Genomic DNA, 13,555 nt, shown 5'->3' with positions numbered 1-13,555 from the left:
GAAGGCATACCCAGGGAACTGAAACATCTAAGTACCTGGAGGAAAAGAAAACAAAAGTGATTCCGTCAGTAGCGGCGAGCGAAAGCGGAATAGCCCAAACCAAGGAGCTTGCTCCTTGGGGTTGTAGGACCTCGTTRTGGGGTTAGTTCGGTAGGCGAAGTGATCTGGAAAGGTCCGGCATAGAAGGTAAAAGCCCTGTAGCCAAAATCGAACGAAAYCCCTAGAGGKATCCTGAGTACGGCGGGTCACGTGAAACCCCGTCGGAATCCGGCAGGACCATCTGCCAAGGCTAAATACTCCCTAGTGACCGATAGTGAAGCAGTACCGTGAGGGAAAGGTGAAAAGCACCGCGGAAGCGGAGTGAAAAAGAACCTGAAACCGTGTGCTTACAAAAAGTCAGAGCCCTCTATATGGGTGATGGCGTGCCTTTTGTAGAATGAACCGGCGAGTTACGTTCCCGTGCGAGGTTAAGYTGAAAAGRCGGAGCCGCAGCGAAAGCGAGTCTGAATAGGGCGCTTTAGTACGTGGACGTAGACCCGAAACCGTGTGATCTACCCCTGTCCAGGGTGAAGGTGAGGTAACACTCACTGGAGGCCCGAACCCACGCATGTTGAAAAATGCGGGGATGAGGTGGGGGTAGCGGAGAAATTCCAATCGAACTCGGAGATAGCTGGTTCTCCCCGAAATAGCTTTAGGGCTAGCCTCGGATGTTGAGTTGTGGAGGTAAAGCACTGATTGGGTGCGGGGCCCGCCAAGGGTTACCAAGTCCAGTCAAACTCTGAATGCCACAAACTTAAATCCGGGAGTCAGACAGTGAGTGCTAAGATCCATTGTCAAAAGGGAAACAGCCCAGACCATCAGCTAAGGTCCCCAAGTGTGTGTTAAGTGGGAAAGGATGTGGAGTTGCACAGACAACCAGGATGTTGGCTTAGAAGCAGCCACCATTGAAAGAGTGCGTAATAGCTCACTGGTCGAGTGACTCTGCGCCGAAAATGTAACGGGGCTAAACACGCCACCGAAGCTATGGCTTGCACKTWWGTGCATGGGTAGGGGAGCGTTGTATGTACGTWGAATTCTGACCGTAAGGACAGGTGGAGCGCATACAAGTGAGAATGCCGGTATAAGTAACGAAAAGATCAGTGAGAATCTGATCCGCCGAAAACCTAAGGGTTCCTGAGGAAGGCTCGTCCGCTCAGGGTAAGTCGGGACCTAAGGCGAGGCCGAAAGGCGTAGTCGATGGACAACAGGTGGAAATTCCTGTACCACCGTAGCCGTTATGAGCRATGGAGTGACGCAGAAGGATAGTGACGCGAGCTGATGGATGCTCGTCCAAGCAGTGAGGCTGATGTGTAGGCAAATCCGCACATCGTAAGGCTGGGCTGTGATGGGGAGGGAAAYTTTAAGTACCGAAGGTCATGAGTTCACACTGCCAAGAAAAGCTTCTAGCCAGGCGAAGGTGCCCGTACCGCAAACCGACACAGGTGGGTGAGAAGAGAATTCTAAGGCGCGCGGAAGAACTCTCGTTAAGGAACTCGGCAAAATGACCCCGTAACTTCGGGAGAAGGGGTGCCTCGGTAGGGTGAATAGCCCGAGGGGGCCGCAGTGAAAAGGCCCAAGCGACTGTTTAGCAAAAACACAGGTCTGTGCGAAGCCGCAAGGCGAAGTATACGGGCTGACGCCTGCCCGGTGCTGGAAGGTTAAGAGGAGTGGTTAGGGGTCAAACCCGAAGCTATGAATTGAAGCCCCAGTAAACGGCGGCCGTAACTATAACGGTCCTAAGGTAGCGAAATTCCTTGTCAGGTAAATTCTGACCCGCACGAATGGCGTAACGACTTGGGCGCTGTCTCAACGAGAGATCCGGTGAAATTTTAATACCTGTGAAGATGCAGGTTACCCGCGACAAGACGGAAAGACCCCATGGAGCTTTACTGCAGCTTGATATTGGACTTTGGTACGATCTGTACAGGATAGGTGGGAGCCTTTGAAGCCTGAGCGCCAGCTTGGGTGGAGGCATCGTTGGGATACCACCCTGATCGTATCGGAGTTCTAACCTGGTACCGTGATCCGGTATGGGGACAGTGTCAGGTGGGCAGTTTGACTGGGGCGGTCGCCTCCTAAAATGTAACGGAGGCGTTTAAAGGTTCCCTCAGAATGGTTGGAAATCATTCGCAGAGTGCAAAGGCATAAGGGAGCTTGACTGCGAGACCTACAAGTCGAGCAGGGACGAAAGTCGGACTTAGTGATCCGGTGGTACCGAATGGAAGGGCCATCGCTCAACGGATAAAAGCTACCCTGGGGATAACAGGCTTATCTCCCCCAAGAGTCCACATCGACGGGGAGGTTTGGCACCTCGATGTCGGCTCATCGCATCCTGGGGCTGAAGTAGGTCCCAAGGGTTGGGCTGTTCGCCCATTAAAGCGGTACGCGAGCTGGGTTCAGAACGTCGTGAGACAGTTCGGTCCCTATCTGTCGCGGGCGTAGGAAATTTGAGAGGAGCTGTCCTTAGTACGAGAGGACCGGGATGGACGTACCGCTGGTGTACCAGTTGTCTCGCCAGAGGCATCGCTGGGTAGCTATGTACGGAGGGGATAAGCGCTGAAAGCATCTAAGCGCGAAGCCCCCCTCAAGATGAGATTTCCCAGTATGTAAGACCCCTTGTAGACGACGAGGTTGATAGGTTCGAGGTGGAAGTGCAGCAATGCATGCAGCTGACGAATACTAATCGGTCGAGGGCTTAACCTTAGACGACGAGGTTGATAGGTTCGAGGTGGAAGTGCAGCAATGCATGCAGCTGACGAATACTAATCGGTCGAGGGCTTAACCTAATATAGGGATCTTTTGACGAAGTCAAAAGTCTCTCTGCTTTGGGATCTTTAATCGTAGATTAAAGTTTCTCTACTTGAAACCTAAGAACATCTAACTTTACGCAAGTTTCGTATCTAGTYTTCAGGGAATAAATCCCTACTGTGGCGATCGTGGCGAAGGGGTTAACGCACTGGTTTGTGGATCCAGCATTCGTGGGTTCAAGTCCCATCGGTCGCCCTTTTCCCTTTCATAATGGGGATTAGCCAAGCGGTAAGGCAACGGACTTTGACTCCGTCATGCCTAGGTTCAAATCCTAGATCCCCAGTTTTCTAATTTCATACGCGGTCGTGGTGGAACGGCAGACACACCATCTTGAGGGGGTGGCGCTCACAAGGCGTGAGGGTTCAAATCCCTCCGACCGCATCCCTATTTTAAGCAAGAACCCTTACTAGTTAAGGGTTTTTTTGCGTTATCACGAATGATACGCAATATACAGACAGGGTCTAGACACATTAATATTTCGCTTCCATCGATAGATTCTCTTATTGTGACCTAAATATGTAGTCTGTTTCACTATTTTTGCTTTTTACATACACCAAAACTTCTTCCTTTGATTATTAATAGAATAGAATTACTTTCTACATGAGGAGGAAGGAGGAATGAAAGTGTGATTCAATACCAAATCCTTAATGAGTATCGTGCTATGAATTATGCCCGAAAGTTAAGAAACTTGTTTATGACAAATGCACAGTTGGTTTGCCAAGAAATTGGCGATGGAAATTTGAATCTCGTCTTTCGTATTACAGACAAAAGTTCAGGAAAAAGCATCATAATGAAGCAGGCGCTTCCGTATGCGCGAGTGGTTGGGGAATCTTGGCCATTGACCCTTGACCGGGCACGAATTGAGAGTCAGAGATTAATTGCTCAACATTCTATTTGCCCAGGTTTAGTGCCTATTGTCTATCATTATGATAGTACGATGGCATTGACGGTGATGGAAGATTTATCGAGCCACCTAAATATGCGTAAAGGATTGGTTGCCCGAGAACGCTATCCTTATTTTGCACGTCATATTGGGACCTTCCTAGCGAGAACTTTGTATTTGACGTCTGATTTGGCATTGCCCGCTCAAGTGAAAAAGGCAAAAGTGGTTCAATTCTCTAATCCGGAAATGTGCAAGATATCCGAAAATCTTATTTTTACGGATCCCTATTTCGCTTCAGAAACCAATCAATTTAATCCATGGATAGCAGATAAGGTGGTTGAAATATGGGAGAATTACCAACTGAAACTTGAGGTCGCAAAATTAAAGGAAGGTTTCCTCACTCATGCCCAGGCACTCATCCATGGGGACCTTCATACCGGGAGCATCATGGTAACGAAAGAGGATACTAAGGTGATTGATCCTGAATTCGCCTTTTATGGCCCTATTGGTTTTGATATCGGCGCTGTGATAGGTAACCTATTACTTAGCTTTGCCTCCCATGAAGGACACACTATGGACTCGCGGGAGCGAATGGATTATCAAGCTTATCTGCTTACGATGATCGAACAAATATGGACTTACTTTGAAAAAGAGTTTAGGGATTTATGGGGAAAAGAGTCTAAAGAAAGAATGGCGGTAATCCCAGGATACGTAGATCATTACTTACTCCAAGTACTTGAAGATACTGCAGGCTATGCGGGTTGTAAAATGATTCGTAGAATCATAGGTCTAGCACATGTATGGGATCTGGAAAGTATAAATGATCCAAGTTTGCGGGCAAAATCTGAAAAGCTAGCGCTTTCGATCGGACAAGAGCTGGTACTAGAAAGACGGCAAGTTCAAAGAATCAACGACATTACATCCCGTGTAAGACAGATAGCAGGGTGGGGGGAGTTATAAAAGGGGATTATTATTTGGGAGGTCATGTATATGACTATTAAAAAAAGAAACCATCTCTTTACATCTGAATCGGTGACTGAAGGCCATCCTGATAAGCTATGTGACCAAATTTCTGATGGAATTTTAGATGCTATATACGAGATAGATCCGAATGCACGCGTTGGTTGTGAATGTTGTGTAGGTCGGGGGTTTGTACTTGTAACTGGCGAGATTACGGCAAATGCGTCTATTGATTATCAAAAAGTTGTTCGAAAAACAATTAGTAACATTGGATATACACGAGCTGAGCTCGGTTTCGATGCTAATTCATGTGCAGTCTTAATCGCCATTAATGAACAATCTCCTGATATTGCAATGGGGGTCAATAAAGCTTTAGAAATTCGCGAAGGCAAGCTGAACGATGGAGAGTCTGAAGAGACTGGTGCTGGTGATCAAGGATTGATTTTTGGTTTCGCTTGTAATGAAACCGAGGAATTGATGCCATTGCCGATATCTCTGTCCCATAAGCTGGCCTACCAATTGGCTCAAGTACGTAAGAACGGGACGGTACCTTATTTGCGTCCCGATGGGAAAGTGCAGGTTAGCGTAGAATATGAAGGCGATTACCCCATCCGAATCGATACGATCGTAATCTCAGCTCAACATGATCCTGAAGAGTCCCTAGAGCAAATTAAAAAAGATATGCATGAGTTTGTGATTTTACCTGTCATTCCAACGGATTTGATAGATGAAAATACAAAATATTTTATTAATCCAACAGGCCGTTTCGTGATCGGAGGTCCAGAAGGAGATGCAGGATTAACGGGGCGTAAAATTATTGCCGATACTTATGGCGGTTATGCTCGTCATGGCGGGGGGGCATTTTCGGGTAAAGATCCCACCAAGGTTGACCGCTCGGCTGCTTATGCCGCGCGTTATGTAGCAAAAAACATTGTTGCAGCTGGTCTCGCTCAAAAGTGTGAAATTCAGATTGCTTATGCGATTGGAGTGGCACATCCGGTTAGTATAGCTATCGAAACATTTGGTACGGGAATCATTGACGATGACTCTCTTATTCAATTAGTTCGCAAACACTTTGATCTACGTCCAGCAGGCATTATTAAAATGCTCAATCTACGCCAACCTATCTATCAGAACACGGCAGCATATGGACATTTTGGCCGGACGGATGTTGAATTTCCTTGGGAACAGACAGATAAAGCGGAATTGTTAAAAAAAGAAGCAGCAATAGGGCCAGTAGGGGAATGATCAAGAACCATTTATGTATATAACCCAACACTAAAAGCCTCTTCATTCGCAAGAGGCTTTTTATATTAATCTAAAACCACTATTTCATTAGAACCGCGAACTAATGTTTTTGTATACATTTTCTGGGGTTTTAATATATCAACTAAATAATCGATCGCTATTTTAGGGTCTACTCTCTTTCCGCAGGTGTAACAATCTATTGCCGCAAAATCTTCCTCCGGATATGTGTGAATGGAAAGATGACTTTCAGATAAAAGAACAAGTATTGAACAGCCACTTGGAATGAATTTTTTATGGATGACTGACAGCACTGTAGCACTGCTTTTCTCAGCCGCATTCACCATAATTAGCTGTAAAAAATCAACATTATCTAGAAAACTGGAATCTACCCCCCAAACGTCAACAACCGTATGCCTGCCAAATGTTGAGTATTGCAAATCTATCACCCCTTCAAATTTCAACTTCATAATATTCTATGAATAAAAAAGGAAGAGTGATCTAGTAAAGTGACTAATTGTAGTGAAAGCCACGAACAAACGAGAAGAACAAAAAAGAGCACTCTCTAACTTGAGGTTAGGAAGTGCTCTTTTTGTTCTTATTATTTGCTAGCTGAGACGGTCTCTATTTCTTTAACGCTTTGATAAATGAGGTTGAATAGCTCTTCGAGGTTACCTTCTTCAATACAGGAGAAAGCAACGCGAAGATCAGTAGATCCGAGGGCGATCGTGCCTACACCATGCTGATTCAGCAAGTGTACACGTAAGGCTTCGGCGTCAACGGTTTTAAGCTTCAAGCACATGAAGTAACCGGAGTTGAAGGGGTAGTAGCCCCATGCATCGTCAAACTTTCCGCTGTCCAGAATGGACTTGGTGCGGTTAGCGCGGCCTTTCATGATCTCGTATTTCTCTTGCTTCTGTTGACCAAACTCTGGAGACTTAAGTGCATGAAGCACGAATGTTTGAGACGGGTGAGGACCGCTGGAAATGGTCGCACGGATGATTCCCATTGTTTTCTGCTCCAAGGCGCTGAGAAGTGCTTCACTTTGGCCTGCATACGTAATGAAGCCTACACGGAAGCCCCAGACGTACTCTTCTTTGGTGGCTCCATCGATTTTGACTGCGAGTACACGCGGGTGGATGTCAGCCAATTGACCGAATAATGACTCGTGCATAGAACCTTCGAAGAAAAGACCGAAGTATGCGTCGTCCGTAAGTACGATGACGTTGATGCCTGCTTCAGCAGCATCTTTGATGGCAGCAGTAATCTCTTTCCCCTCTTCGGCCCCAGGTGTATAGCCTGTCGGATTGTTCGGGAAGTTCAAGACAACGATCGCTTTGCCCTTGGATTTTTGAGCAAAAAGAGCTTCACGAAGTCCAGCTGCATTAAATTTCTGCTGCTCGTTGTATAACGGGTAATTCACGATTTGGGCACCGCGGCGGATTTCGAAGGTGAGCTCGTAATTTTCCCAGTTTTTATCTGGAATAATGACTGCGTCACCAACATCTGCGAAAAGGTCAGCGGCAATGCTAAGACCATGGGTCAAGGCATTTGTAACAATCGGGTTCCCAATCAGTTTACTGCCAATCTCGGGATTTTCCTCAAGCATTTTTTTGCGCCACGCTGTACGAAGTTCAGGTTTACCGGCAGGTGGAGCGTATTCATATATATCTTTTGGAGCGTAGGTGGAGAGTGTGTCTTGAATGACCTTCAGATGCATAGGTTGACCATTTTCGATAGCAATACCGATAGTAGCATTGTATTTTTTGGCTTTGGCCTTTGCTTCAGCAGATTGGCTGAGAATGCCTTCTTTCGGGAAGTAAATCGATCTACCTAATGCAGAAAGCATGTCATGCACGTGAGAATTTTCACGTTCCAGGGTCTCGTTTAACTGTCGTGCCAGAGGATTCATAAGAGTGGGTCATTCCTTCCAATGAGCTATTCATTTTTTGCAGTTATTATACCACTTTAACAAGTGTACGTCACTGCGTGAAACAAATATTTTCGGATTGGTTTTGGATATGAAATTATACGCCAACTTTATTTAAAAAACCTTCTAATCGCTGTTTAACTTCAGGCCATTCGGTGTCAAGGATACTAAACATGACAGTGTCCCGTATATAGCCATCGTGAAGTATACGATGTTGACGGAGAATACCTTCTTTTTGGGCGCCTAATCGAGCAATAGCTGTTTGGGAGCGTTCGTTCCGTAGGTCCGTTTTTAATTGGACGCGAAGAAGATTTAAGGATTCGAAACAGTGCTTCAACAGTAAATATTTGCATTCAGTATTAACGCGCGTACGCCACACTTGAGAATTGTACCAGGTATGACCGATCTCCAGATTACGATGTTGTGCTGAAATATCGAAGAGACGTGTGCTGCCGACGAAAGAATCGGTATGCTTGTCGTAGACGCTGTAAGGGATGCCCAATCCTGCCTTTTGTTCTTCTAGTGCTTGGTGAACAAATTTCTCTACATCTGCGAAACTAAGAAGCGGCGTCATATATGCCCATATGTTTGGGTCGGCGGCAGCTGCTGCAAGACCGGTTATATGGGATTCTTCCATGGGCAGTAGAACGACACGTGTTCCTTTTAGAATATCGGTGTGTAGATTCATTGGGAATGTTCTCCTTGTTATTTGGTTATTTGTATATGTGATTTTAGTTAGCATAATTGAAAAGTAGAGTAATAGAAAGACCCAATTTAGTTTTATTTATATGTACCAGTCTTACGATACAAAGGTGGTGATATCTTTGGGGTATTTATCAAATATTTTGATTTTCCACCGGGGTATGAACACCAATCCGTATCAACATTAATAAATTGTAAAAGGCAATGCTTTATAGGCTTTTAGGAAGGAGACGTTTCATGGCTAGAACGCATGGCTATCGATTAATTTTCAAGAAAATTGCCCGTTCCTACGGGTTTTCTATCAGAAAGACCCGCTCCTACTCCTCACAGTATAAAAAAACTGCCGCATTCCGGGTAACGACGAACAAAGGAACATATATGATTAAACCTTTTATAGGATCGAAAAGCCGTCTAATCCAGCTATCATCCTATGCGGTCAAATTGCACAAAAGAGGCTTTCACGGCATGCCCAAATGGTTAAGATCCCGATCGGGGAAATATTGGGAGCAGGAGGGGGGGAAGTTTTTTTACTTAACCGATTGGATCCAGGGCAGAAAAATGAGCAGGAGCAAGGAGGATCTTGTCAAGTTAGGGAGAATGCTAGCCAGACTGCATTCGGTTTCGCGTAATTTGAAGCTTCCCCGCCAACCCGATTCTGTTACGCTGCGTCATAGGAGAAAATATTACGCATTCCTAAGACGTTTGAAGAATCTTCGGAGAAAGCCTACCAAAGCAGGAACTTGGTTTAGGCATCATGGGGATCTCTGCATTGAATTAAGCCGAGAGGCTATACATTCGCTTGGAACATCAAAAATTCGCTCAACGTTGAGGGAGGAATGCCGTCATCCCTCCCTCGTGCATGGGGATGTTACCGTAGCAAATATCCTGCAATCGAAAAACCGTATTTATTTGATCGACTGGGATTTAATGAAACGAGGCTCTAGTTATTACGATTTGGTCGTAGCACTTACCAATACGGCGGGATTTGAACCTTCAAAAATGGCAGCATTCCTAAAGGGGTATGAAGAGGTGCGTCCGCTTCGCCGTAGAGAGAAAGAGCTGATCAGCTCCCTTTACCGCATCCCCAGAGAGGCCTGGTATGTCTGCCAATATGCTATGAACGGACGTAAATATGGTCCCCTTTTAAATGTTTTAAATAAAACATGGAATAGTAGGCTAATAGCCATCAAGTGGATCGACACCTGGTCTAGGCAGTAGTGAGGGAGGGGTAACATGCCGTTATGGACTGATTTCAATAAGGATTTCGGCTTACAGGTTAAAAGGAGAAAGAAAATTCGAGACGTCTACCAAGTCTTCACTACAACGGGACGTACTCTTTGTTATAAACCTTATTCAACCGGGGAAGACGAGGTTGCTTTTATAAGAAAGCTTTTTGTACATCTTGACGATAAAGGCTATCGGTATGCCCCTAAACCTGTTGAAGGCCCCGGCCAGAAACTTTGGTCCTTTCACCGGGGGCAATATTGGCTGCTGACCAATTGGGTGAAGGGGCGGTCACCGAATTTTACCCGGGAATCGGAGCTCATGAAGGGGTTCCGAACCTTGGCAAAGTTTCATCGCCTAGCGGAAGGATTTACTGCTGAAGGAATACCAAACGGCAGAATCCGCTATGACGAATTGTATCAGCGGCCAGGCGATTACCGTTCCGAGATTCGCCGTCATGGTGGCAGTCTCGACCGTTTTATCGATTGCTGCTATAAAGCTGAAGCATTCAGCCAAAAGCCTGCTATTGCTAGTGCTGTAGAGATGGAACGGAACGCCGGGGCTTTCTCCCACGGAGATTACAATTATCCTAACTTAGTATTGGACCGTTCCAATCATCTTCATCTGATTGATCTGGAGAATGCGTCTTTGAACGTAAGAATGATAGATTTAGCCCATATTTTATACCGGAACTATCCTTGGAATGGAAGAGGCGTACTGAAGGGAATCGAGGAGTACGACCGGAAACGTCCCCTTTCAGCTGAAGATCTGCATTTGTTATATATGCTTCTCCTGCTCCCCTATCCGCTTGTCCGTGCCATGAGACAATTCGGAAATCAGTACCTTCGTCATATTGAGCTTCCATCATCCAGTAGACTTTCGGGATATAAAAGAACATTGCGTAAGATATTATAAGTATTTACTGAAAAACGTCAGCATAAAGCTGACGTTTTTCCTGTTTATATGCATCTGTACCTAGACCTGTACTAATGCCGTTACATATAATTTTCAGGGACATACAATGGGGTATGACTGGAAGAATGCTAATCTTGGAGGTGTATTTTGTGGCGTTACCAAAAAGAGGCAGTGTCGTAGAGAAGAAAACCACTACCCCGCAGCGTATCCTTAATTCCAAAAACCCAGAAGTTTCTGTCATTATACCGCTTATGAATGAAAGACGGACGATCGCCCGGGTCATCGCCAATGCTAGAAAAGTTCATCCTAAGACAGAGGTTATCGTTGTGGCGAACGGATCACGGGACGGCTCCGACAAAGTGGCTAAACAAATGGGGGCTCGGATGATTACCTATAAGAAGGCTCTGGGCCATGACGTAGGAAGAAGCATAGGGGCAAAAGCAGCCAAAGGAAATGTGCTTTTGTTTCTGGATGGAGATATCATCTTCCCAACCAATGCATTGAAACGACTAGTTCGTGCGGTAAAAAACGGCGTGGATGTAGCCTTAAACAAATTTAACGGCACGTTGGCAAGAAAAAATGTCCACAGTGTTGTTCTTTCCAAGTACGCGTTAAACAACATGTTGTCTTTACCTCACCTGAAGGGTGCTTCTTTAACGGCTATTCCCCATGCCCTAAGCCGTAAAGCACTGGAGCAAATCGGAGCGGAGAATTTAACGGTTCCCCCCAAAGCGCAGGCCATCGCAGCTAATAAAGGTTTGGTGCTAAAAGGTGTCCACTATTTTGAAGTAGGCAAAACGAATCCACGAAAACGGCGAGGTCCAAATGACCCGTTGAAAAACTTAATTATTGGGGACCACCTGGAAGCTATTCAACATCTATTGGACAAAACCGATCACCGTGGAGGAATGACCGATCTAGATCGGAATAGAAAGATGGTGAAATAATGATAAGGGCTGTGAAGTCAAAATTAAAATCAAAACGGACCTCCCAATCCACCCGATCTCAAATGAATACCAAAGAGATAAAAAGATGGAAGAGGAAGGCCTATGAGGCGGGATCACGTTATGGCTCCCGCTTCGAGAAGGAAACCGGAGGCTTTGAGCCCGCCAAATCCGCGATGAATCATGAGTGGAACAAATGGGCTTCCCGTCTTCCCCGGGCAATAAGCACAACACTCTATCATTCCGCAGCGCGTAAGTTTTTCAAAGGATTTTATTCGGAAATCGGGGAGAAGTACACACGCTTGGTCCCGCTTCCCACAGATAAGAAGGTCGCTGCCATTATAAGCGTCAAGAACGAGGATGACACGATTTCCAAGGTGCTTGACGAGCTTGAGTGCCTCCCTTTTCACGAGGTCATCGTAGTGGTTAACGGGTCGAATGATAAAAGCTTCGAGCGCATTAGGGAACACCGTGCCGCGCCAATCGTGCTCCACTATGAAGAAGCGCTCGGACACGATGTCGGGAGATCGATAGGAGCCAATGTCTCCCAGTCGGACATTCTTTTGTTTCTTGACGGGGATATTCGCATTTCCTATAAAAAGCTTATCCCTTTTATCCATGCAGTTGATAAGGGAACGGATGTTGCACTCAATGACATAAGCCCTTTTATCCATAAATTGGGTTCCCGTGACGCGGTATCGGTTGTTAAAGAATTCGTCAATCGGGCCATGGGAAGAGCCGACTTAATGGCGAACTCCATGACAGCTATACCTCATGCCCTCTCCAGATCAGCAGTGGAGACCATAGGTTTGGCGAATCTATCCGTACCGCCTCTCGCTCAGGTGATTGCCATGAAAAAGAAGTTAAAAGTAAAGGCTTCGGCCAGCATAAACGTCCTGAATAGCAATCGAAGATCAGGTCTCAACCACGGTCGGCATAATCCCTTGACCCAATTGATTATAGGCGATCACCTGGAAGCCTTGCATAAAGTCATGTCGCGCCGTGGCAAGAGGCTTAGTTTCAAAGATAACATGCGAAAAAGGCATCTGGCGGGAGGCTAGGTAAATGAACAAAATTAAAACAAGCATCATCATTCCTAGCTATAACGGACTGGAGCTGCTTAGAGAATGTGTAGAGGCCATCCGTAGCTATACACACGAAGATTATGAAATTATCGTAGTAGACAACGGCTCCGATGACGGGACTCCTAAATACTGTGTACAGGAAAAAATCCGCTTGATCTCGCTTCCTAAAAACAAAGGGTTTCCAGCAGCGTGTAATCTGGGTCTTAAGATAGCGACTGGAGACGCGCTTCTCTTGCTGAATAACGATATCGTTGTTACCCACAACTGGTTATCCAATATGCTAAACTGCCTTTACAGCAGTAAACGCATCGGTATCGTTGGTCCCTATACAAATTACACGAGCGGCCGGCAGCTGAAGGATTCCGGCTATACGGATTTATCCCAGTTTCACGAAATTGCCGCCACAGCCAATATGCAGAACCCGGAGCTGCGGATGCCACTTAACCGATTGGTAGGCTTATGCTTCCTTTTTAAAAGGGAAGTGATGAACAAGATTGGCTTATTAGATGAACAATTTACACCCGGCCATTACGAGGACGACGATTATTGTTATCGCGCCAGGTTAGCTGGATTTGAGCTTATGCTGGCAGGGGATGTCATCATTCACCATCACGGCAGCAAAAGTTTCAATAAGATGGATAAGGAACAGCTGACTAAATTGGTCAACAAAAACTACAAAAGATTTCTCGAAAAATGGAAAGTGGATCCGCTGCAGTTTTTATAATCGTCTCCACGTTCCACCTATCAAGGCACTTTCTCAGTCAAGGGGTTTTTCCAAAATGAATGACAAGTCGACAAAAATCGGCGATTTCCCTGGAAA

General features: G+C 45.8%; 10 protein-coding genes, 3 tRNA genes and 1 rRNA gene (1 of these 14 only partly in view). 11 read left to right on the top strand and 3 right to left on the bottom strand.

Going from position 1 to position 13,555, the window contains the following annotated elements; genetic code table 11:
* From ASD40_RS27410 to metK, 6 genes are all read left to right on the top strand, one after another.
* Positions 1 to 2,742, top strand: a 23S ribosomal RNA gene (locus ASD40_RS27410) (it extends 113 nt beyond the left edge of the window).
* A 227-nt stretch (positions 2,743 to 2,969) separates the two neighbouring features.
* Positions 2,970 to 3,042 (top strand) — tRNA-His (locus tag ASD40_RS27405).
* A gap of 16 nt (positions 3,043 to 3,058) precedes the next feature.
* A tRNA-Gln gene (locus ASD40_RS27400) sits at positions 3,059 to 3,130 on the top strand.
* Between the two features lie 16 nt (positions 3,131 to 3,146).
* Positions 3,147 to 3,228: transfer RNA gene (locus ASD40_RS27395), tRNA-Leu, on the top strand.
* A gap of 247 nt (positions 3,229 to 3,475) precedes the next feature.
* Entirely contained in the window at positions 3,476 to 4,690 is a 1,215-nt protein-coding gene (mtnK, locus tag ASD40_RS27390) for an S-methyl-5-thioribose kinase (protein WP_082562507.1), read from the top strand.
* Positions 4,691 to 4,720: 30 nt separating this feature from the next.
* Positions 4,721 to 5,938 (top strand): methionine adenosyltransferase, encoded by a 1,218-nt coding sequence (metK, locus tag ASD40_RS27385; protein WP_057306253.1) that lies wholly within the window; start codon positions 4,721 to 4,723, stop codon positions 5,936 to 5,938.
* A gap of 65 nt (positions 5,939 to 6,003) precedes the next feature.
* Here the strand turns inward: metK and speD are convergent, their stop codons facing one another.
* The 3 genes from speD to ASD40_RS27370 form a co-directional block, all read right to left on the bottom strand.
* The gene (speD, locus tag ASD40_RS27380) at positions 6,004 to 6,375 is read right to left on the bottom strand and encodes an adenosylmethionine decarboxylase (protein ID WP_057306252.1); all 372 of its coding nucleotides are present in this window, start codon (positions 6,373 to 6,375) and stop codon (positions 6,004 to 6,006) included.
* A 161-nt stretch (positions 6,376 to 6,536) separates the two neighbouring features.
* Positions 6,537 to 7,847: an aminotransferase class I/II-fold pyridoxal phosphate-dependent enzyme gene (locus ASD40_RS27375; protein ID WP_057306251.1), complete on the bottom strand. Its 1,311-nt coding sequence runs from the start codon at positions 7,845 to 7,847 to the stop codon at positions 6,537 to 6,539.
* Between the two features lie 115 nt (positions 7,848 to 7,962).
* Positions 7,963 to 8,553 carry a GNAT family N-acetyltransferase gene (locus ASD40_RS27370; RefSeq protein WP_057306250.1) on the bottom strand — a complete coding sequence of 197 codons (591 nt, stop codon included), beginning with the start codon at positions 8,551 to 8,553 and terminating at the stop codon, positions 7,963 to 7,965.
* Between the two features lie 251 nt (positions 8,554 to 8,804).
* Between ASD40_RS27370 and ASD40_RS27365 the strand changes: the two genes are divergently transcribed.
* The 5 genes from ASD40_RS27365 to ASD40_RS27345 all read left to right on the top strand — a co-directional run bounded on the left by ASD40_RS27365 (position 8,805) and on the right by ASD40_RS27345 (position 13,459).
* The gene (locus ASD40_RS27365) at positions 8,805 to 9,785 is read left to right on the top strand and encodes a phosphotransferase (RefSeq protein WP_057306249.1); all 981 of its coding nucleotides are present in this window, start codon (positions 8,805 to 8,807) and stop codon (positions 9,783 to 9,785) included.
* Positions 9,786 to 9,800: 15 nt separating this feature from the next.
* Positions 9,801 to 10,706 carry an aminoglycoside phosphotransferase family protein gene (locus ASD40_RS27360; RefSeq protein WP_057306248.1) on the top strand — a complete coding sequence of 302 codons (906 nt, stop codon included), beginning with the start codon at positions 9,801 to 9,803 and terminating at the stop codon, positions 10,704 to 10,706.
* 149 nt (positions 10,707 to 10,855) lie between these two features.
* A complete protein-coding gene (locus tag ASD40_RS27355; protein WP_235549397.1) occupies positions 10,856 to 11,653 on the top strand; it encodes a glycosyltransferase family 2 protein in 798 nt (265 codons plus the stop codon).
* Between the two features lie 11 nt (positions 11,654 to 11,664).
* Entirely contained in the window at positions 11,665 to 12,711 is a 1,047-nt protein-coding gene (locus tag ASD40_RS27350) for a glycosyltransferase family 2 protein (RefSeq protein WP_235549396.1), read from the top strand.
* A 4-nt stretch (positions 12,712 to 12,715) separates the two neighbouring features.
* Positions 12,716 to 13,459: a glycosyltransferase family 2 protein gene (locus ASD40_RS27345; protein ID WP_057306247.1), complete on the top strand. Its 744-nt coding sequence runs from the start codon at positions 12,716 to 12,718 to the stop codon at positions 13,457 to 13,459.
* The last annotated feature ends 96 nt before the right edge of the window (positions 13,460 to 13,555 follow it).

This window comes from Paenibacillus sp. Root444D2, from assembly GCF_001426375.1.
In the GTDB taxonomy this organism is placed as follows: Bacteria; Bacillota; Bacilli; order Paenibacillales; family NBRC-103111; genus Paenibacillus_E.
The sequence above is the reverse complement of the archived record's forward strand: the minus strand, read 5'-3'. Positions and strand labels throughout refer to the sequence as shown.